The sequence below is a fragment of the Xanthomonas sp. MUS 060 genome, from assembly GCF_000963215.1.
Taxonomy (GTDB): domain Bacteria; phylum Pseudomonadota; class Gammaproteobacteria; order Xanthomonadales; family Xanthomonadaceae; genus Xanthomonas_A.
The window spans coordinates 205,670-226,584 of record NZ_JZIM01000002.1 but is presented as its reverse complement, the minus strand read 5'-3'; the positions used below and the strand labels follow the sequence as shown (position 1 = coordinate 226,584).

Annotated in this window: 19 protein-coding genes and 2 pseudogenes; 12 read left to right on the top strand and 9 right to left on the bottom strand. The window is 63.1% G+C overall.

Annotation, left to right across the window (positions count from 1 at the left end):
• Positions 1-114: 114 nt before the first annotated feature.
• Positions 115-618 carry a hypothetical protein gene (locus XANALMUS060_RS04115; RefSeq protein ID WP_045737260.1) on the top strand — a complete coding sequence of 168 codons (504 nt, stop codon included), beginning with the start codon at positions 115-117 and terminating at the stop codon, positions 616-618.
• Positions 619-1,021: 403 nt separating this feature from the next.
• Here XANALMUS060_RS04115 and XANALMUS060_RS18250 read toward each other — a convergent pair.
• A pseudogene (locus XANALMUS060_RS18250) lies at positions 1,022-1,728 on the bottom strand (IS3 family transposase); the annotation flags it as partial.
• A 333-nt stretch (positions 1,729-2,061) separates the two neighbouring features.
• Between XANALMUS060_RS18250 and XANALMUS060_RS04100 the strand changes: the two are divergent.
• A complete protein-coding gene (locus XANALMUS060_RS04100) occupies positions 2,062-2,874 on the top strand; it encodes a M15 family metallopeptidase (RefSeq protein ID WP_045737259.1) in 813 nt (270 codons plus the stop codon).
• 397 nt (positions 2,875-3,271) lie between these two features.
• Here the strand turns inward: XANALMUS060_RS04100 and XANALMUS060_RS04095 are convergent, their stop codons facing one another.
• The 4 genes from XANALMUS060_RS04095 to XANALMUS060_RS04080 all read right to left on the bottom strand — a co-directional run bounded on the left by XANALMUS060_RS04095 (position 3,272) and on the right by XANALMUS060_RS04080 (position 7,151).
• Positions 3,272-3,643: a DUF423 domain-containing protein gene (locus tag XANALMUS060_RS04095; RefSeq protein ID WP_045737258.1), complete on the bottom strand. Its 372-nt coding sequence runs from the start codon at positions 3,641-3,643 to the stop codon at positions 3,272-3,274.
• Positions 3,644-3,748: 105 nt separating this feature from the next.
• On the bottom strand, positions 3,749-4,918 hold the full coding sequence (locus XANALMUS060_RS04090) for a polyketide cyclase (protein WP_045737257.1): 1,170 nt from the start codon (positions 4,916-4,918) through the stop codon (positions 3,749-3,751).
• A 392-nt stretch (positions 4,919-5,310) separates the two neighbouring features.
• Positions 5,311-5,952, bottom strand: coding sequence for a response regulator transcription factor (locus XANALMUS060_RS04085; RefSeq protein WP_045737256.1), 642 nt, complete (start codon positions 5,950-5,952; stop codon positions 5,311-5,313).
• Complete coding sequence (locus XANALMUS060_RS04080; protein WP_045737255.1) at positions 5,952-7,151, bottom strand: sensor histidine kinase; 1,200 nt, start codon at positions 7,149-7,151, stop codon at positions 5,952-5,954. The genes XANALMUS060_RS04085 and XANALMUS060_RS04080 overlap by 1 nt, the downstream gene beginning before the upstream one ends.
• A gap of 141 nt (positions 7,152-7,292) precedes the next feature.
• On the opposite strand from XANALMUS060_RS04080, the gene XANALMUS060_RS04075 reads away from it, so the two are divergent.
• From XANALMUS060_RS04075 to XANALMUS060_RS04055, 5 genes are all read left to right on the top strand, one after another.
• Positions 7,293-7,886 (top strand): GNAT family N-acetyltransferase, encoded by a 594-nt coding sequence (locus XANALMUS060_RS04075; RefSeq protein ID WP_045727099.1) that lies wholly within the window; start codon positions 7,293-7,295, stop codon positions 7,884-7,886.
• A 2-nt stretch (positions 7,887-7,888) separates the two neighbouring features.
• Positions 7,889-8,641, top strand: a complete 753-nt coding sequence (gene minC, locus XANALMUS060_RS04070) for a septum site-determining protein MinC (RefSeq protein WP_045737254.1) — start codon at positions 7,889-7,891, stop codon at positions 8,639-8,641.
• Between the two features lie 36 nt (positions 8,642-8,677).
• Positions 8,678-9,487 (top strand): septum site-determining protein MinD, encoded by an 810-nt coding sequence (gene minD, locus XANALMUS060_RS04065; RefSeq protein ID WP_045737253.1) that lies wholly within the window; start codon positions 8,678-8,680, stop codon positions 9,485-9,487.
• A 2-nt stretch (positions 9,488-9,489) separates the two neighbouring features.
• A complete protein-coding gene (gene minE / locus XANALMUS060_RS04060) occupies positions 9,490-9,747 on the top strand; it encodes a cell division topological specificity factor MinE (protein WP_045727096.1) in 258 nt (85 codons plus the stop codon).
• Between the two features lie 106 nt (positions 9,748-9,853).
• Entirely contained in the window at positions 9,854-10,345 is a 492-nt protein-coding gene (locus XANALMUS060_RS04055) for a hypothetical protein (protein ID WP_045737252.1), read from the top strand.
• A gap of 130 nt (positions 10,346-10,475) precedes the next feature.
• On the opposite strand, the gene XANALMUS060_RS04050 is transcribed toward XANALMUS060_RS04055, so the two are convergent.
• Positions 10,476-11,171, bottom strand: coding sequence for a neprosin family prolyl endopeptidase (locus XANALMUS060_RS04050; protein WP_235430345.1), 696 nt, complete (start codon positions 11,169-11,171; stop codon positions 10,476-10,478).
• Between the two features lie 57 nt (positions 11,172-11,228).
• On the opposite strand from XANALMUS060_RS04050, the gene minE (XANALMUS060_RS04045) reads away from it, so the two are divergent.
• Both minE (XANALMUS060_RS04045) and XANALMUS060_RS04040 read left to right on the top strand, forming a co-directional pair.
• Positions 11,229-11,486: a cell division topological specificity factor MinE gene (gene minE / locus XANALMUS060_RS04045; protein ID WP_045737370.1), complete on the top strand. Its 258-nt coding sequence runs from the start codon at positions 11,229-11,231 to the stop codon at positions 11,484-11,486.
• Positions 11,487-11,592: 106 nt separating this feature from the next.
• Positions 11,593-12,084 carry a hypothetical protein gene (locus XANALMUS060_RS04040; protein WP_045737252.1) on the top strand — a complete coding sequence of 164 codons (492 nt, stop codon included), beginning with the start codon at positions 11,593-11,595 and terminating at the stop codon, positions 12,082-12,084.
• A 130-nt stretch (positions 12,085-12,214) separates the two neighbouring features.
• Here the strand turns inward: XANALMUS060_RS04040 and XANALMUS060_RS04035 are convergent, their stop codons facing one another.
• From XANALMUS060_RS04035 to XANALMUS060_RS04025, 3 genes are all read right to left on the bottom strand, one after another.
• Positions 12,215-13,630, bottom strand: a complete 1,416-nt coding sequence (locus XANALMUS060_RS04035; RefSeq protein ID WP_235430344.1) for a neprosin family prolyl endopeptidase — start codon at positions 13,628-13,630, stop codon at positions 12,215-12,217.
• Positions 13,631-14,033: 403 nt separating this feature from the next.
• On the bottom strand, positions 14,034-15,344 hold the full coding sequence (locus tag XANALMUS060_RS04030; protein WP_045737251.1) for a HAMP domain-containing sensor histidine kinase: 1,311 nt from the start codon (positions 15,342-15,344) through the stop codon (positions 14,034-14,036).
• A complete protein-coding gene (locus XANALMUS060_RS04025) occupies positions 15,334-16,035 on the bottom strand; it encodes a response regulator transcription factor (RefSeq protein ID WP_045737250.1) in 702 nt (233 codons plus the stop codon). The genes XANALMUS060_RS04030 and XANALMUS060_RS04025 overlap by 11 nt, the downstream gene beginning before the upstream one ends.
• Before the next feature lie 389 nt (positions 16,036-16,424).
• On the opposite strand from XANALMUS060_RS04025, the gene XANALMUS060_RS04020 reads away from it, so the two are divergent.
• From XANALMUS060_RS04020 to XANALMUS060_RS04010, 3 genes and pseudogenes are all read left to right on the top strand, one after another.
• Positions 16,425-17,114, top strand: coding sequence for a phosphatase PAP2 family protein (locus XANALMUS060_RS04020; protein ID WP_235430343.1), 690 nt, complete (start codon positions 16,425-16,427; stop codon positions 17,112-17,114).
• Positions 17,111-18,770 (top strand): annotated as a pseudogene (locus XANALMUS060_RS04015) (phosphoethanolamine--lipid A transferase). The gene XANALMUS060_RS04020 and the pseudogene XANALMUS060_RS04015 overlap by 4 nt, the downstream one beginning before the upstream one ends.
• A 146-nt stretch (positions 18,771-18,916) precedes the next feature.
• Entirely contained in the window at positions 18,917-20,881 is a 1,965-nt protein-coding gene (locus XANALMUS060_RS04010; protein ID WP_045737368.1) for a M2 family metallopeptidase, read from the top strand.
• The last annotated feature ends 34 nt before the right edge of the window (positions 20,882-20,915 follow it).

Genomic DNA, 20,915 nt, shown 5'->3' with positions numbered 1-20,915 from the left:
CAGGCCGCACCACCACCGACAGGCCGGGTTCAACGTGATCTTGGTAGCGTCGGCACAGGATGGAGTGCGTCCATGACGGCTGCATCCGGCTTTCCTTGCCCTGGCAGACGCCCGATGAAACGCAGCCTTCTTCTCTTTGTCAGCGCCCTGCTCGCCGGCCCGGCACTGGCCCAGACCGCCGCTTCCGACAATGCCAGCGAAGCGGCCAAGCGCAAGCTCGACCTGAGCGTACCGCAGCCGCCGCCGATCACCTACGGCTCCCAACCCGGCTACAAAGCCGACCCGCCGGGCGCCTACTACGGCGATACCAGCGGCACCTCGGCCTCTGCCCAGAAGGCAGCGGCGGCCAGAGCACGGGCCGAAGCGGAACAGGCGCAGGCCGAGCGCTGCAACGGCGACCTCCACGGCGGTGTCGCCACTGGCATCGGTTATTCAAAACAAGGCGGCAACAGCAACTACCAGGCCGCCAACCTGAACATGTGCAAGACCTCCTACAACGACGACGGCAAGCCACGGCACATGGGCATCAGCATCAGCGTCGAGCGCGGTGCAGGCTCGCTATTCGGTCGTGGTTATTATCCAGGAGGCGGCTACGGCCCACCACCATTTGGCTGGTAACCGCAGCTCTGGCGGTTTGTAAATGGCCTACCGAATTCCTACTCAGGCGATGCGGTTAATCATCCAGCTGCGTAGGCCGCGCACTGCGGGGTCTGCATTTTGAGCATTGGGCGCAGCCGATGGCGATGTACAGGCGCACGAATTCGAGGTCAGGCTGACGGCAGCTTACGGTATTTAGCCAATGCTGATCGTCGGCAGTATTCACCGGCCTGACATAAGTTTGGCCGCGATGCTACGAATTGACTTGCCATAGCAGTGGTACGCACTGAGCGATCCGTCGTCGGTGACCACAACAGAGCGTTATGCAAGCAATCGCAAGGGCGCGAAGACCACGCCGACTCGATGATTGCGGAGCGGTTGGAATTGAACCGCCCCGGGATTTCCGCAGACGCATAGGTGTGAGTCACGCCGCCATGGCGATCTCACGGGTCTGCTGATAGTAATTTGCTTCGGCTTCGGCCGGTAGGATATCGCCGATCGGGCCAAGCAGGCGCTTGTGGTTGAACCAGTCCACCCACTCCAACGTCGCCAGTTCGACGTCCTGCAGGTTCCTCCAAGGCCGCCGATGGATGACCTCGGCCTTCTACAGGCCGTTGATCGTCTCGGCCAGCGCATTGTCGTAGCTGTCTGCCGACGCTGCCCACCGAGGGCTCGATGCCGGCCTCGGCCAGGCGCTCGGCGTAGCGGATCGACACGTACTGCACGCCGCGGTCGCTGTGGTGGATCAGCCCGCCCTGCGTCGGTCGGCGCTCGTGCAGGGCCTGCTCCAGCGCGTCCAGGTCGAGACGTAGGTGAAGTCGCTTACCCACAGCGCATTGGGCCGGTCGGCGCGGAACTGCCGGTTCACCTGATCGCGTGGGAATGGCACCGCCTGTCGCTGTGTGTGGTCTTCACGACATTGCCGCGAACGACCCCGCGCAGGCCCAGCCGATTCATCTGCCGGGCCACCGTGCAACACGCCACCCGGTAGCCTTCGCGGCACAGTTGCTTCCACACCTTGCGTACGCCATAGACCTGCTTGTTCTCATCCCAGACCCGGCGGACTTCCGTCTCCACGGCGCGGTCGCGCCACCAGCGGCTCGGCTGCAACTCCGGATCGGCTTGCCGGGCCGGACGTGGACGTGATCGAGGCATACATCAGCCACCTTGCCTAAACACCGGAGATCGCACAGCTACTACCGGAATGGCAACAGACATAGCGTTCTGCCTGATTACCGCCAACCAGGCACTCTCCACCCCATGCAGGATGGACGCTGGCTGCCGCTCAGCATCGAATCACCACGGCAACTGCAAGCGGCTGCGACAGCGCAGGCCAACGTCAATGAGGCAAGCAACGGTCGCTACGCGTGCCGCTGAACACGCCACGACAACCGACAACAGGCAACACCGAACCATCGACAGCGCCAACTGGCCCTGCGCACGGCTTGGCTCTACTCTGTGCCAATGCGCGCGACCCCGACCTTATTGCTCAACACCGACACCATCGAACTGCTGCCGGCCGCGCTGCTGCGTGCGCGCGGCAACGCCGATGCACGCCAGCTCGCACAGGCGATCTGGTTGCTGCGACGCAAGCGCGACGGCCGCTATCTAGCAACGGCAAGCGCACATGAGCTACGGGCGCTGGTACCACGATTGATGCACGAGCCCGGCATCGAAGCGGCGCTGGATCGTCTCGATGCGCTCCCCGCACCCCGCAGGCCGATCAACGCGGAGACAGCGTGGCTGCCGCTGACCGCGCTGCAACAACGCCTGGCCGAGCTTGGTCTAGCGGCCGAGGACTATGCGCAGCGCAGCGGGCTGGCACTGCAACCGGAACCAAGCAGCCTGCACGCCGCTGGCCGCGACCGCTATGCGCGACCACTCTGGCTGAGCGCGGGTGCGGCACGCGCGTGGCAGGCGCTGCGCCATGCCGCCGCACGCGATGGCGTGGTGCTGGAGGCGATTTCCGGCTATCGCAGTCACGACTACCAACTCGGCATCTTCGCGCGCAAGGCCGCACGCGGACTGAGCCTGACGCAGATTCTCGCGGTCAACGCCGCTCCCGGTTTCAGCGAACACCACAGCGGCCATGCGCTGGACATCGGTACAGTGGGCGAACCACCAGCAGAGGAAAGCTTCGAACATACCCACGCCTTCGCCTGGCTACGCGCGCATGCCAGCGCCTTCGGCTACCGAATGAGCTATCCGCGCGATAATCCGCACGGCATCGTCTACGAACCCTGGCATTGGTGCTGGCAGGACACGGCATCGGCCTGAGCGAGAGCACAACGCCCATGCGACGCAACGGACACCGACCGCAGTTACATCCAGACTGACCGCCACTTCGCTACACCAAGGGCACGACCGCCAGGGCCGCAAGCTGCCAGAAAAAGGCGAAAGTGCGTTTCACCGCCCACAGCAGATCGGCGAGGACACCGGCGTGGCTGGCAAGTCTCGCCGAGCAATAAGCACAACACCACTACGGCACTCTCAGCACAGTCAGCGATACCTCCCAGCACCACCGCGACTTGCAGCAAGAGCGACGCTTCCCATTCTCGCAACAGTCACGGCTAAGCAACGAGCCGCTACGCCGAACGCTCTCCCACTCAGCGGCAATCGCAGCGCGCTGATCAGGCAAGACAGACGCCATGTGACGGTCCAAGACCGAGACGCCTCAGCGGCGCAGCGCATCCATCGCCCACAGCAGCCAGCCCAGCATCAGGGTGACGCCACCGATCGGCGCCAACCGCGTCGACCATTGGGCCAGCGCATTGCCGACCAAGCTTCCCGAGAACAACACAGTTCCCAGCAGTAACAGGCAGAGCGCGACACGCGCGAGCATCCGCCCACTGCGGCGGCCAAGCGCCGCCAACGCCAACCCGTGACCAAAGGCATACAACGCCGCCGTTTGCAGATGCGATTGCGCCAGCGGCGCGAGGACCGCATGTGCGGCGTAAGCGGACAGGCCGATGGCAACAGTTGCCAACAGTGCGCCGACGCTGGATAGCCAATATGGGCCGCGCGAGCGGTGATCGAAAGTCAGCATGGACATTTGCCTCCAGGGTGGAACAACCATTTGCAGCAGCCCATAAACAGAACGCGCCGCAAAATGCGGCGCGTTCCGGGTTCACTCATTGCATCCGTACGGGACTTACTTGATTGCCCAGTAGATGTCGTAACTGCCATCCGGCGTGAACGCCTTATCCACACCACCCTTCCAGGCTTCGTATGGACGGTCGGTCACCTCGTAACCGCTGGTCGCGGCCCAGGCACGGACCGCATTACGTGCCGTATCCAGGCCGGCCATGTGGCCGACATAGCTGGCGAACGCGGAACGGTGCCCTTGGGTGCGCGTATAGGTCACCGGAGCCCCCTGCGGGATGGTCACCTTCAGCGGGTCGCCGACGGCCGCGACCGGGGTCGCATCGACCGGCGCGGCGGGCGCATCGTCTTTCTTCGCCTCGTCCTTCTTTTTGTCTTCGGACTTGTCGGACTTGGACGCGCCGCCAGCACGCTTGCGCACCGGCTGGGCGACGTCGAAAGCGTACTTTTCGGAACCGAAGTCGGTGGTGACGATGCGCAACGGACCCACCGCTTCCAGGCCATTGGCCTCGATCACGCGCTTGATCCACTCCTGGTTGTCCTTGATGGACTTCTTGATGGAGTCGTTGTCGCGGTCGATGTTGCCGGCGTTGACCACCAGCAGATCCTCGGCGGGAACGTCAACGACCTTCAGATCCGTCAGCGGGGTGTCTTCAGAGCGATAGTCCACGTTCGGCACGCTGGCCAGCACGTTGGTCAGGCGCGACAGACCCAGCTTGATATCGTCGCCAACGTGACGACTCACATACAGACCGGCGTAACGGCCCAGCAGGTCCCAGCCGTACCGCACCGAGTAGTCCTGGGTAATCTTCACGTTACGACCGTTCTTACCGGTCGATTCCAGCTTGAAGGTCGTGGTCTTGTCCTTGCCCTTGCTCTCGTCATCGATCGCGATGACGACGTCCTTATCCTTCTCGGTCGAGGTGATCACCCAGCTTCCCTTGCCGATGTATCCCTCCTTGGAGGTGTAATCCAGACGCGCACCGACGCCCGATTCCGGGCCGGACAGCTTCAGATCGACGTGCGGGTCACGCAGCAACAGAGGATTCCAGTCCTTGAACCGACGCAGACTGTTCAAGGTGTCATAGACAATGGTCATACGCCGATTGGTCTCGACGCTTTCGGACATGTGACGCTCCGAAGGCAGCACCAAGCCAAGGATAACGAACAGGCCAGCCACGATCCCCAGGGCGATCAAGAATTCGATAATACGGGTCATTCAGCAGGTCTCCGGGGCCGATCCCACGGCCAGGTTGATGCGGGTTGATGAAACGAAGCTCTTATCCTAGCAGGCTTCGCTCTCCCCGTGGTCAGCCCATCACGGAATGACACGCCATCCACTGCCGCGGTCGCCCCCGGCGCTCGCACACAGCGCCGCGCATGGCACTGGCACGCGCGACCAGACCATTGCAACCGACGCGGAACCGGACAGTGCCGCGCAGCGGCACGTAAAGCCAGCCACTGACAATGTGGCCGACTGACCAAGTGGCGACAAGATCAACGCTCTCGCGACAGACCAATCCACTGGGCAAGGACTGAAAGCGGCAGCGTGAGGACGCCCCGCCGAACACCTGAACCCGACATATCGGCACCTGTCCGCCTTAGCAGCGCTCAGACCAACTGCAACTCGAACGCTTTCAGCACGGCCCGGGTGCGATCGCGCACGCCGAGCTTGGAGAGAATGTTGGAGACATGGTTTTTGATCGTGCCTTCGGCCACGCCCAACGAATTGGCGATCTCCTTGTTGGAGAATCCGCTGGCCATCAACCGCAGGATCTCGGTCTCACGGTCGGTCAGTGGGTCCGGACGATCCAGGCTCACGAAGTCATTGCGCATGTGCTCCAAGCCAGACAGCAGGCGCTGGGTCACCACCGGCTGCACCAACGATCCGCCAGCGGCCACGGTGCGGATCGCGCCGACCAGTTGCTCCAGCGAGACATCCTTGAGCAAATAGCCCTTGGCACCGGCCTTCAGCCCGGCCAGCACCAACTGATCGTCGTCGAAGGTGGTCAAAATGATGGTCGGCGGCAGCGCCGCGGCGCGCGACAGCAACTGCAGCGCCTCCAGCCCGGACATCGCCGGCATCCGCATATCCATCAGCACCACATCGGGACTGACCTGCGGAATCAGATCCACCGCCTGGCGACCGTCCCCGGCCTCGGCCACAACCTCAATGCCGCCATCGAGCGCGAGCAGCGAGCGGATCCCCTGCCGCACGAGGGTTTGGTCATCGACCAGACACACACGAATCATCACAACACTCCTGGCAGAACGACGGGCAACAGCAGCGCGAGCGTGACACCCACCGGAACCACGGCACGCAAGCGGAAACCCACGCCCGAGGAGGCCTCGATCTCCAGGTCACCGCCGTACTGGCTCAAGCGTTCGCGCATGCCGCGCAAGCCATTGCCGGGCAACAACGTCGGGCAACCACGTCCATCGTCATGGGCCTGAATGACCACATGCGGGCCATCGCGACGCACCTGAATCCACAGGTTATGGGCCTGCGCGTGGCGCACCGCATTGGTGATGATCTCCTGAGTACAACGCAACAGAACGTGCGCACGCTCGGGATCCTCCACCGTTAACGGCTCTTCCACCTGCAGCTGAATCTGTAGCGCCGGCAACCGCTCCGCCAAAGGCCGCAACGCTGCAGCCAGATCGATCGCACCACTGTCGCGCAGTTGACTGACCGCCTCGCGCACGTCGGTCAACAGCAGCTTGGCCAGGGTGTGCGCCTGTTGCACATGCTCCTGGGCACGCCCCTCGGTGATGTGGCCGGCCACCTCCAGGTTCAGGCTCAGCGCGGTCAAGTGGTGACCGAGCAGGTCGTGCAGCTCGCGGGAGATGCGGGTGCGCTCGTTGACACGGGCGCTTTCGGCCAGCAGCGCGCGGGTCGCACGCAGTTCGGCGTTGAGCTGACGCTGCTCCTCACGCGCCTGGGTCTGCTGCCGGGCGACCAAGCCAGTGACAAAAATGAACATACAAAAACCGCCGTACAACAGCGACTGCATCAGCGAGTCGAACAGCGGGAACTGCATGATCAAGTGGTACACCGGCAACACCGCCAACTGACTCAACAGCAGCCAGACCACACCGATCCGCGCCGGCAACATCCACGGGATCACCCCGGCGGTGACCATCATCAGGATGCTGCCCAGGCCGGAGCCGTTGAAGTAGCTGACGGCGAGCGCGAAACCGGTCAACAGCAGCAGGATCAACCGGTCGTACCAGCGACTGTACCCGCCGCTGCTCAGCCCGCGGGTGAGCCAGAAATAGCTGACCCCGAACCCGAGGTAAGCCGCGAACACCCAGCGCGCCTCGTGAACGGCCGGCTGGACCCCATCTTTGATCGGCACCAGATAGCTATAGACCAGCGGCATGGCGATGATGGCCCAGGTGAACAGGCCGGCATAGCGCAGGACGCGGGTATGACTGAGGTTTCCCAACATCTACGCATCTTAGGAATGAACGGCACGCATTGCACTCCCACGGAAGTCATGCCCTCGCGGCTCGCCGCATCGGTTCGCGCGTGCGATACTCACGCGCTGGCGACCTGCACGGGCCGCCCGCGTATCCGCAACGGAGTCCCAATGTCGATCGTCATCCGCGACGTGCGCGAGCACGAGCTCGATTCCGTCCTGGCCCTGAACAACAACGCCGGACTGGCGATTCTGCCCCTGGATTCGACCAAACTGCGTCACTTCTACGATACTGCCGAATACTTCCGCATCGCCGAGCACGACGGCAACCTGGCCGGTTTTCTGGTCGGCTTCGGCAGCGATAGCGACCACGACAGCAGCAATTTCGCCTGGTTCCGCGAACGCCACCAGCGCTTTTTCTATATCGACCGCATCGTGGTGGCCAGCCGCCGCCGCGGCGGCGGCGTCGGCCGGGCGTTCTATGCCGACGTACAGAGCTACGCCGAATTGCGCTACCCGCAATTGGCATGCGAGGTTTTCCTCGACCACGGCGCCGATGCGGCGCTGCTATTCCATGGCAGCTTCGGTTTTCGCGAAGTCGGCCAAAACACCATGAACGAAGTGGAGGTGCGTACAAGCATGCTATTGAAGGACCTGTGCAGCTACACCTGGGTCCGCGAGACCTATGGCGAAACGCTGCCCGAACTCCCCTGGGCCGGCCACGCTCACCGCCTGCAGCGGGCACAACGCCCGACGGGAAGCTGAGCGTGTCGTCGGTGAATCCGGATTTCGAGCAGGCCGGCGAACTCAAAATCGGCCAGGTCGGTATCGCCAACCTGCGCGTGCGCACGTTGGACGTGATGCGCCTGAGCCAGGAAATGCGCGAACGGGTGCAGCGCGCACCCAAACTGTTCGGCCGCGCCGCCGTCATCATCGATTTCGGCGGGCTGGCCCAAGCGCCAGACGTGGCCACCGCGCAAGCGCTGCTGGACGGGCTGCGCGAGGCCGGCGTGTTGCCGGTAGCGCTCGCCTACGGCACCCGCGAGATCGAAGCGCTATCGGAGGCGTTAAGCCTGCCGCTGCTGGCCAAATTCCGGGCGCAATACGAGCGCATCGACGGCGGCCCGCCTGCCGTCGCCGCAGCGCCGGTCTCACCGCCGCCTCCACCACCCGCACCGGTGGCGCGACCACAACCAGGGCGCATGCAGAAGACAGCCGTGCGTTCGGGCCAGCAGCTCTATGCGGAGAATTGCGACCTGACCGTGATGGCGACGGTCGGTGCGGGCGCCGAGGTGATCTCCGATGGCAGCATCCACATCTATGGCAGCCTGCGCGGCCGCGCGCTTGCGGGCGCGCAAGGCAACACCGAGGCGCGGATCTTCTGCCGCGATTTCCGCGCCGAACTGGTCGCCATTGCGGGCAATTACAAGGTACTGGACGATGTTCCCAAGGAACTGCGCGGCAAAGCCGTACAGGTCTGGCTGGAGCAGGACGAAATCAAAATTGCCGCGCAAGATTGACGCGGCCCTACAACGCACATATCAGGAGACATTCCTTTGGCTGAAATTATCGTAGTCACCTCCGGCAAGGGCGGCGTCGGCAAGACCACCACCAGCGCGAGCCTGGCGTGCGGCCTGGCGCGGCGCGGCAAGAAAGTCGCCGTGATCGACTTCGACGTGGGCTTGCGCAACCTCGACCTGATCATGGGCTGCGAGCGTCGCGTGGTGTACGACTTCGTCAACGTGGTGCACAACGAGGCCACGTTGAAGCAGGCGCTGATCAAGGACAAGCGCTTCGACAACTTGTTCGTGCTGGCCGCCTCGCAGACCCGCGACAAGGACGCACTGACCCAGGACGGCGTGGAGAAGGTGCTCAAGGATCTGGCCGCCGACGGCTTCGACTACATCGTCTGCGACTCGCCCGCCGGGATCGAGAAAGGCGCGTTCCTGGCGATGTATTTCGCCGACCGCGCGGTGGTGGTGGTCAATCCGGAAGTGTCGTCGGTGCGCGACTCGGACCGTATCCTCGGCCTGCTCGACTCCAAGACCCACAAGGCCGAGAGCGGCAAGAGCCTGCCTGCGTTCCTGCTGTTGACCCGCTACAGCCCGGCACGGGTGGAAGGTGGGGAAATGCTCAGCATCACCGATGTGCAGGAGGTTCTCGGGTTGAAAGCGATCGGCGTGATCCCCGAATCGGGCGACGTGCTCAACGCCTCCAACAAGGGCGAGCCGGTGATCCTGGATGGCGAGTCCCCGGCCGGACAGGCCTACGACGACGCGGTCGCGCGGATTCTCGGCGAAGAACGTCCGATGCGTTTCATCTCCGTGGAGAAGAAGGGCTTCTTCAACAAGCTGTTCGGAGGGTGAGCATGGGACTACTCGATTTCCTCAAGGCCAAAAAGAACACCGCCGAGACCGCGAAGAACCGCCTGCAGATCATCATCGCCCAGGAACGCAACCAGCGCGGCGGCCCGGACTATCTGCCGCTGTTGCAACGCGAGTTGCTGGAAGTGATCAAGAAATACGTGAACATCGACGCCGACGCGGTCAAGGTGGATCTGGTCAAGGACGGCGAACACGACGTCCTGGATATTTCCGTCGCTCTGCCGGAGGGGCCGGCGCCCTGATCGGCACTGCGGCGCAGCCATGAGCACGGGCGCGGCACCGTCTGCGGTCCGCGTCTGACGAGAGTCGCTTGCTCTGCATCCGCCCTTTTCTGCACTTTCACCGCCAATGCAGACCGATACCGCCATGACCGCATCCATCAGCGCGATTCTGACAGTCGGCGCAATCGGTTTGGAAGCGCCACGCGCGCTGCTGGCCCGCTACGCATTGGAACTGCACCATGTCGCCGACGGCGCCAGCATTCCCGGCAGTTACTGGGGCGAACCGGAAGCCGGCGTGATCGCCAGCAACGTGTATGTGCGCGACGACACACCGGTGCATTCATTGCTGCACGAGGCCTGCCACCTGATCGTGCTGCCACCGCAACGCCGCGCGCAAGTGCATACCGACGCCACCGACTCGGTGGAGGAAGAGGACGCCACCTGCTATCTGCAGATCCTGCTGGCCGACACACTCCCGGGCGTCGGCCGTGCGCGGCTGATGGCCGACATGGATGCCTGGGGCTACACCTACCGGCTCGGTTCCACCGAAGCCTGGTTCGAGCACGATGCTGGGGACGCACGCATCTGGCTGGCGCAGCGCGGGCTACTGCCGGAATAAGTGCCTGCAACAAACTGCGACGCTTGCGAATGCCAGGATGGCACCGCTGTCGGCATCGGCCACACACTTCGCCCATGCTGAGTCGGCGGGTCTACATCGACGCGCCAACTCCAACTCGGCCGGACACGCATCAGCGCGTGCAACCTGGCCCGCCGAAATAGAAACCGCCGCTGCGCATTTCCGGCGCCAGGCCGATGCTGCTCACACCCCTCATCACCGGCCCGCTCATACCCGCCAACGCCAACGTATAGCAGGTGGGAGAATCCAACGAATAGGCGGACAAATTGGTGACCGCATGTGCGTCCAAGTTGTCGTCGAGGTAAAAATGATTGGCCTGGAAAGCGGCTTTGCGATAGCCGGCAGCAGCGAACGCGCCGCTGCCCATCGGAGTGCTGGGAGTCAGATCGTTCGCGTAGATTTCGCCACCTGCCGAGAAACCCACCGCCGCACTACCCTGCGCCAGATCGCCGGAATATAGGCTGGCCTTGTAGTAGCCGATCCAGGTCCCGTCCAACATCAGCCACCAATTGCCGCCGGAATCGCGCTGGTACTGCACGCTCATCAGCCCCTGTTTGCCGCCACTGATGCTGTACCGGTCCTCCGCATATGGCGTGCCCAGCACATTGTCCGAGACCACCTGCACGAAATCGCCGCACTCCAGATTGTGGCAACCGGTCGTGGCGTAGCCGTCCTGCGTGGAATAAATGAAAGTGATCGACTTGTTGCCCCAATCCCGATACGACGGTCGCAACTGCCAACCCACTTCCAACGTCTGCTGCTGTTGCGCATCGCTTTGGCCATAGATCCATATTTGGCTGATCGACATGTAGTCGTTGCTCGACCTGAAAACCGGCGTCCAGATATTGAGATCCGCCCCCGCGCCATTGATCGGGCTACCTGCGGTATCGGCAAAAAGAACACCGCCGAGACCGCGAAGAACCGCCTGCAGATCATCATCGCCCAGGAACGCAACCAGCGCGGCGGCCCGGACTATCTGCCGCTGTTGCAACGCGAGTTGCTGGAAGTGATCAAGAAATACGTGAACATCGACGCCGACGCGGTCAAGGTGGATCTGGTCAAGGACGGCGAACACGACGTCCTGGATATTTCCGTCGCTCTGCCGGAGGGGCCGGCGCCCTGATCGGCACTGCGGCGCAGCCATGAGCACGGGCGCGGCACCGTCTGCGGTCCGCGTCTGACGAGAGTCGCTTGCTCTGCATCCGCCCTTTTCTGCACTTTCACCGCCAATGCAGACCGATACCGCCATGACCGCATCCATCAGCGCGATTCTGACAGTCGGCGCAATCGGTTTGGAAGCGCCACGCGCGCTGCTGGCCCGCTACGCATTGGAACTGCACCATGTCGCCGACGGCGCCAGCATTCCCGGCAGTTACTGGGGCGAACCGGAAGCCGGCGTGATCGCCAGCAACGTGTATGTGCGCGACGACACACCGGTGCATTCATTGCTGCACGAGGCCTGCCACCTGATCGTGCTGCCACCGCAACGCCGCGCGCAAGTGCATACCGACGCCACCGACTCGGTGGAGGAAGAGGACGCCACCTGCTATCTGCAGATCCTGCTGGCCGACACACTCCCGGGCGTCGGCCGTGCGCGGCTGATGGCCGACATGGATGCCTGGGGCTACACCTACCGGCTCGGTTCCACCGAAGCCTGGTTCGAGCACGATGCTGGGGACGCACGCATCTGGCTGGCGCAGCGCGGGCTACTGCCGGAATAAGTGCCTGCAACAAACTGCGACGCTTGCGAATGCCAGGATGGCACCGCTGTCGGCATCGGCCACACACTTCGCCCATGCTGAGTCGGCGGGTCTACATCGACGCGCCAACTCCAACTCGGCCGGACACGCATCAGCGCGTGCAACCTGGCCCGCCGAAATAGAAACCGCCGCTGCGCATTTCCGGCGCCAGGCCGATGCTGCTCACACCCCTCATCACCGGCCCGCTCATACCCGCCAACGCCAACGTATAGCAGGTGGGAGAATCCAACGAATAGGCGGACAAATTGGTGACCGCATGTGCGTCCAAGTTGTCGTCGAGGTAAAAATGATTGGCCTGGAAAGCGGCTTTGCGATAGCCGGCAGCAGCGAACGCGCCGCTGCCCATCGGAGTGCTGGGAGTCAGATCGTTCGCGTAGATTTCGCCACCTGCCGAGAAACCCACCGCCGCACTACCCTGCGCCAGATCGCCGGAATATAGGCTGGCCTTGTAGTAGCCGATCCAGGTCCCGTCCAACATCAGCCACCAATTGCCGCCGGAATCGCGCTGGTACTGCACGCTCATCAGCCCCTGTTTGCCGCCACTGATGCTGTACCGGTCCTCCGCATATGGCGTGCCCAGCACATTGTCCGAGACCACCTGCACGAAATCGCCGCACTCCAGATTGTGGCAACCGGTCGTGGCGTAGCCGTCCTGCGTGGAATAAATGAAAGTGATCGACTTGTTGCCCCAATCCCGATACGACGGTCGCAACTGCCAACCCACTTCCAACGTCTGCTGCTGTTGCGCATCGCTTTGGCCATAGATCCATATTTGGCTGATCGACATGTAGTCGTTGCTCGACCTGAAAACCGGCGTCCAGATATTGAGATCCGCCCCCGCGCCATTGATCGGGCTACCTGCGGTATCGGCAAACATGGAGGCGTAATGGTGGCCGTTGGAAGGTGCCGCTGCGGTGATCGTGCCTGCGCGATCACCACGGGTCGGCGGCTTACCAAGGAACTCGCGCAGACTATTGGCCTTCGCCAGATCCTCAATGCCCAGGCGCTCCAGCGGCACCGTACCAGCATTGCAGCGGGTCGCCGCGTCGGTCGGCGGGAGCTTGCGCAAGGCGCCATCGAGCCCTCCAACGCGCGACGGCGGCGACGCCACCCGCGCGACGCCGCGCAATCCCGGTTGCTGCGACAACACGATGCAATCGAACAGATGCCCGTCCACGAACAAGGTGCGCACCACGGTGACGCCGTTGTAACGGTTGTAGAGATAACGCTGCATCTGTGCGAACGCAGCCGGATCGGCGCGTCTGAGCGACGCCGGAACCTGTTCAGGGGTCAACGCCGCGTCGCGTTCGCGAAAGCGCGCGAATTCACTGGTCACTCGGGGAAACGCTGGGCTGACGAATCCGTCCACCTGTGTTGCCGTGGCCGAGAGCGCTTGGCGCACCTGCACGTGTGCCGGTGTCGCCAGCAGCGGCGGCATCACTTGATCGACTTCGCGCGCGGCAGCATCGGTCAGCGTCGACACTGCCGCATCCGCCGGCGATGCCACGGCAGTACCAGCTCCGATCAGAAGCAAAGCAACGGCCTGCATGCCGACACGCACTCCCCACCCATGCACTTGCGCACAAGCATTTGTTTTCATGCCCGATAGCCTTGTAGTGATCAATGTGAAAATAGCATACGACGTTGCACGCAACAGGCGATTGGCGTTTACCGCGTGGATTTCACGCGAAAAATCACACCCTCGGCATCCGTCTCGATTATGTAGAAAAATTCTGTGATATCACTGGGCGCTTTCACCTGCATGACACAGGCGCTACACCTGCGACCACAGCGCATCATTCAAGCAAATCTCGCGCCGTTGCGTGCGCGGACACATTCAACACGGCGCTGACGAATGCGCGATGCAGCATGGTCGTATCGGCCCTGCTGTCCGACAAGGCCAACGCTACCTACTTGGACACGGGGGGCACGCCCTGGCGAGTGGATTTCAACACGCTGCTCAGATCCAGGGTAGCGCGAGTACCGGTACCGGCCAGCGAATCCAAGTGCAACGCCCAGCCAAGGTGTTCGCACAGGCGCGCGATCAAGTCCAAGCCGATGCCGCTGCCATCGCGGCTACCGCCACGGGCCATGCGGGTGTAGATCGCGCTGATCTCTTCCGGGCTCATCCCATGGCCTGGGTCGTCGATACAGACAACACCGGGCGACAGCATCCCGATCTGGATTTGGCCTTGATCGCTGTTCTCGATTGCGTTGCGTAACAGGTTGCCGATCGCCACCTGCACGATGGCCAGCGGAATCAGCACCTCGCACGGCGGCAATGGCGCCAGCACCAGTTCCAGACGCTTATCGGCGCAGAGGTGACGGTGGTCGTCGACAATGTCCGGCAGCAACTGATCCAAACGCACCAGATCGTTGCCGCTTGCCAGCCGCGCCGGATCCTTGGCCAGCATCAGCAGCAGCGAGATCAACTGACCGACGCCGCTGGCGGTGCGGCGAATGCGCAGCAACTGGTTGCGCACGCCTGGAGGGACGTCGTGCTGTTCCAGCGCCAGTTCGGCGGCGCCTCCGATCACGGCTATCGGCGTGCGTAACTCGTGGCTGGTGCTGTCGATGAAAGCGCGCTCGCGCCCGACGAACAGGTCGTTGCGCGCAAGATAGTCGTTCAACGCATCGGCAATCACCACCTGCTCGGCGCTGGCGCGCGGATGCACGGCGATGCGCTGACCAGGACGATCCGGACGCAGACGGCCGATGCGTTGCGCCATGTCGGTCAGCGGCTGCACCACCCGGCCGATGCCCCAAAGCACCAGTCCACCAAGCAGCAGGATCGCCAACGCATTGGACACCAGCATCCACAGCGCCAAATCGTCCTCGTGGTCGTGCAATTCGGTGATATCCAGCACCAGTGCCAAGCGGCGACCGCGCACGTCACGCACCAGCACCACCTTTTCGCTGCCAGCGAGTGGCACTTCGTCGTGCAAGCCCGGTCCTAGCGCCGCCACCGCCGGCGGCAACGGCGCGCCGCCTGGATTGCCGTACAGGCTCACGGTACGGGTATCGATCCAGCGGTAATGCGGATCGCTGGCACTGCGCTCCAGGAAATATTCCAGCTCCAACGTCAGCAGCGAGCGCCAGGTCAGTTTCTCTGCCTGCGCGTTGACGATGTAGCCATGCACGAACACCGTCAACGAGAGCAGCGCCGCATACCCGATCAACCACAACGTCAGGCGCTGTCGTAATCCCGCCCTAAGCGGCATGCTCGTCTTCGTTGGATTCCACCACCGCCAAGCGGTAGCCGATGCGCGGCAGGGTATGGATCAGCTTGACTGCGAACGGGCCGTCGATGCTACGGCGCAGGTCGTAGATATGCGAGCGCAGCATGTCGCCGTCCGGCGGCTCATCGCCCCACAGTGCATGCTCCAGGCGATCGCGGGTAACCGCCGCCGGACTGGCCTGCATCAGCACTTCCAGCAGCTTGCGGCAGGCCGGATACAGATGCAGGATGCGCCCGCCACGCGTGACCTCCAGCGTCGCCAGATCCAGTTGCAGGTCGCCCACACGCAACACCTTGCTGCGACCGCGGCCACTGGCTCGTACCAGCAACGCCTCAAGCCGAACCTCTAGTTCCGGCAACGCGAACGGCTTGGTCAGGTAGTCGTCGGCGCCAGCACGGAACCCGGCGATCTTGTCCGGCAATTCGTCGCGTGCGGTCAGCATGATCACCGGCAAGTTGGTCTGGTGCTCCTCGCGCAGCGCGCGCAACACTTGCTGTCCATCCAGGCGCGGCAGCATCCAGTCCAAAATTAGCGCGTCATACTGTTGCGTCGTCGCCAGATGCAGCCCGGTCACGCCGTCCGGTGCCGCATCCAGGGTATGGCCGCGCGCTTCGAAGTAGTCGAACAGGTTCGCAACCAGATTTCGGTTGTCTTCTATCACTAACAGCCGCATGGGACGCTCGCATTACGGAGGACAGAGCGCTCCATGCTAACGGATCCATGTCGGAATCCCGTCAGAAAGGGCGCTGTATCGATGGAAAACCCCTAGCATCATGGCACGATATCCGGACTACGCCACGTCAGCGCACCATCGACCCGAAGCCCCAGCAAGATTCGGCCCGACGCTCGCACGCCCGGACTGGTGCAACCGAAGATAAGCCCTCTTCGACACCATTCCGACATGTATCCGACATTTGCAACACGAACATGCCTTCATTCCACCATCACCGGCCATGGTTGCCGCTCATGTCCAGCCCGTCACCGCACTCGTCCGCCGCAACGGTAACCGGCTGCGGTGCACTTCGGCACTTCTATCTGTGGCATGCGCTGATACCTCTGACCATGGTGCTACTGATGAGCATCGTGCTGATGGGGTTGGGCGGCGATTTCTGGATCGCCGACCTGATCTACCGCAGGGAAGGTGGCCAATGGGCGCTGCGCGATGTGGTGCTGACCCGCAGCGTGATCCATCACGATGGCAAGTTGCTCAGTTGCGTGGCCTGGGCGATGACCGCCGTGCTGACGCTGTGGGCCTGGCGCCATCCTGACCGCCGACGTTACCGCTGGCCGCTGCTGTACCTGCTAATGGCGGTGGGGCTAGGTACCGGCGTGGTCTCCCTGCTGAAGTCGCTGACCGACATGGATTGCCCCTGGGACCTGACCCGCTACGGCGGTGAACACATGTTCATCGGCCTGTTCGAAGCACGTCCTGCCGGCATGCCGCGCGGGGTATGCTTTCCTGCAGGACACGCCAGCGCCGGTTATGCCTGGGTGGCACTGTACTTCGCCGCGTTGGCCCTGAAGCCCTCCTGGCGCTGGCCAGCGCTGGCCCTGGGACTCGGCGCCGGGCTGCTGTTTGGCATCGGCCAGCAACTGCGCGGGGCGCACTTCATGTCGCATGACCTGTGGACGCTGGCACTGTGCTGGGGCGTGGCGCTGGTGCTGTACCGTGCGTTGCTGTGGCCGCGTATATCGCCGCCGCAACAAGCCTGCCCCACCTCTTCAAACGATGCGGAAAAGCCCACTGCATGAGCCTGTCCTTTCCCCGGCAACACCCTCCTCTCGGCTCCAAGCGCGGATGGGCCTGGCGCCCGCAACTGAGTAACGAAGTCCTGGCACTGGCGGCCAGCGCGTTCTTCGCCTTGGCCTGCAATGGCATGTTCTGGCGCAGCGCGATGAATGGCCACTCCGGCGACCTGAAGCTGGCAGTGTCACTGTTCCTGCTGCTGCTGTCGGTGCATGGGCTGCTCCTGGGCTTGCTGCTATGGCGCGGTATTGCCAAGCCGATACTGACCGTCCTGCTGATCAGTACCGCATTCGCCGCGCATTACATGAACAGCTACAGCGTCTATCTGGACGCGGACATGCTGCGCAACGTCCTGGCCACCGACCACAAAGAGTCGCGCGAACTGATGACGCCGACGTTGATCGCGCCGCTGCTGTTCTACTCTGCGCTGCCGATCCTGGTGCTGTGGCGGGTACGCCTGATCCGGCGCTCACCGCTCAAAGCAGTGGCGATCCGCGCCGGCTTCCTGCTGGGCATGCTGGCGCTGGGCGGCATTGGCGCGATGCTGTCGTTTCAGGACCTGTCGGCGATGATGCGCAACCATCGCGAAATCCGCTACCTCGCCACTCCGATCAACTACCTGGTCGCACTGCGGCAGAACTTCAAATCCGACGGCCCCACTCACAAGGCCGCCAAACTGCCGCTGGAGCACGATGCAAAGGCCACCACGCGTGCACCCGGCAGCAAGCCGCGGCTACTGGTGGTGGTGCTGGGTGAAACCGCGCGTGCACAAAACTGGGGGCTCAACAGCTACGCCCGCCCAGACCACGCCCGAACAAGCCAAGCTGGGAGTGATCAACTTCCCCGACATGCACTCGTGCGGCACGAGTACGGAAGTCTCGGTGCCGTGCATGTTCTCCCCGTTCGGCCGCCACGACTACAACGAGAGCATGATTCGCAAGCACCAATCGTTGCTGCACGTGCTCGAACACGCCGGCATCGGCACCTTGTGGCGCGACAACCAATCCGGCTGCAAAGGCGTGTGCGACGGCCTGGCATTACAGAGCATGGACGACGCCAAGGATCCGCAGCTCTGCAAGGACGGACGCTGCATGGACGAGATCATGCTGAAAGACCTGGCCGCCCAGGTGCGTGCCAAACCAGGCGACCGCGTGGTGGTACTGCATCAGCTCGGCAGCCACGGCCCCAGCTATTTCGAGCGTTACCCGGCAACGTTCCGTCACTTCACCCCGACCTGCGACACCGCCGATCTGGGCAACTGCAGCCGCGACCTGATCGCCAACGCCTACGACAACTCGCTGCTGTACACCGACCATCTACTGGCACGCACCGTGGATACGCTACAAGCGATGCCCGACTACGACACCGCGATGATCTATCTCTCCGACCACGGCGAGTCGCTGGGCGAAAAAGGCCTGTATCTGCACGGGGTACCCTATGCGATCGCGCCGCAGGAGCAGACCCATGTGCCGATGGTGATGTGGTTTTCGCCGGGTTTCGCCAATGCGCGCGGCCTGGATCTGGCCTGCCTGCAAGCCCGGTCGCGTCAATACGCCGATCAAGACAACCTGTTCTCTTCGGTGCTGGGCCTGATGCAAGTCAAGACCTCGGTCTACGACCGCTCGCGCGACCTATTCGCATCCTGCACCAAACCGCACTAATCGCCAGCGCGATCGTGACCAACCACGCGACCGCGCGATTCCCGACGTCGCCATCGTGCGCACCGCGCGCGGCCCACCGCAACGCCGCGCTTGCAGCCTACCTGACGGCCCACTAGCCTTCCTTGTACACCGCCCAAGGATTCGCCGTGAACCACCGCCTCCCGCTGCTCGCGCTGTGCATCGGCGCGAGCCTGCTGTCCTTGTCCGCGTGCCACAAGGATGCCGCACCCGAGAGCGTCGCGCCCGCCACGCCACACGCCATCGGCGAAAGTGCAGACCAATTCGTGGCCCGCATCAACGAGGAGTACCGCAGCAAACTGCTCCCGGAACTGACCACGGCACAATGGCTGTCTGCCACCTACATCAACGCCGATACACAGCGACTGGCATCCGAAGCCAACGCACGCTGGTTGACCACGCTCAACGGCTGGATCGCTCAGGCCAAACGCTACCAAGGCCAACCGATGTCGGCCGATAGCGCACGTGCGCTGCGACTGCTCAAGCAGATGACCACGATGCCAGCGCCGCGCGACCCGGCCAAGCTGACGGAACTCACCGCGCTGGCCGCAAAGATGGAAGGCGCCTATGCGGTGGCCACATCCTGCAGCGGCGAAGGCGATGCGCGCCACTGCCGACGCCTGGACGAATTGGAGGACGTGCTGCGTCGCAGTCGCGACTACGACCAGCAACTGGACGCCTGGCAAAGCTGGCACGCCACCGCACAACCGCTGCGCAAGGACTACCCGCGCTTGGTCGAATTGGTCAACGAAGGCGCACGCGAGATGGGCTATGCCGACACTGGCGCGATGTGGCGCAGCGGCTACGACATGCCGCCAGCGCAACTCATCGCCGAGACAGACAGGCTATGGGCTCAAGTCAAACCGCTGTACGAACAATTGCACTGCTACGCGCGCAGCAAGCTCGACGCCGAATACGGCAAGGACAAGGGCGAAGTCGCAGGCGGACTGCTGCCGGCCCACCTGCTTGGCAACATGTGGCAGCAGGACTGGAGCAATCGCTGGGATCTGTTGCAGCCCTACCCCGATGCGAGCAATCTCGACATTACCGATGCGCTGGAGCGGCAATACCAGAGCGACCTGAGCGCGGCACTGGCACGGCGTAACGGCGACACCTCGCCCGAAGCACGGTTCATGGCACAACGTGAAGCGCAGTTGCTCAGCGCCAAGCAGATGACCGAGCGCGCACAGGACTTTTACACCTCTCTGGCGATGCCCAAGCTACCCGATAGCTACTGGAGCCGCAGCCAGTTCATCAAGCCACTGGATCGCGATGTGGACTGCCATGCCAGTGCATGGAACATGGACATGGCCGGCGACGTGCGCGCCAAAATGTGCGTCAAACCGGACGAAGAAAACTTCGCCACCATCTACCACGAACTGGGGCATATCTATTACAACCTGGCCTACGACACGCTGCCGCCACTGTTCCAGAGCGGCGCCAACGATGGCTTCCACGAGGCCATCGGCGACACCATCGTGCTGGCGCTGACGCCGCAGTACCTGCATTCCATCGGCATGGCCGAGACGCCGCAAGTCAGCCGCGAGGCGCTGATCAATACACAGATGCGTATGGCGTTGAACAAAGTGGCGTTCCTGCCGTTCGGTCTGATGATCGACCGCTGGCGCTGGGGCGTGTTCGACGGTTCGATCAGACCGGAGCGCTACAACCAGGCATGGTGGGAACTGAAGGCCAAATACCAGGGCGTGGCCCCGGTTGCGCCGCGCGACGAGGCGTTCTTCGACCCAGGCGCCAAATACCACGTTGCAGCGAATACGCCGTACACACGCTACTTCCTCTCACACATTTTGCAATTCCAGTTCTACAAGAGTCTGTGCGATGCGGCCGGCTACAAAGGCCCGCTTTACGCCTGCACCTTTTACGGCAACAAGGAAGCCGGACAGAAATTCTGGTCGATGCTGCAACGTGGCGCGAGCCAACCCTGGCAGACCACGCTCAAGGAACTCACCGGCAACGAACGCCTCGATGCCGGCCCGCTACTGGAATACTTCGCGCCGATGCAGGAGTGGCTCAAGCAGCAGAACCAGGGACATCTGTGCGGCTGGGATACATCGACAGCGGCAGCTCGCTGAAACACAGCGGCTACTTCCCCCATTCATCGCGTAG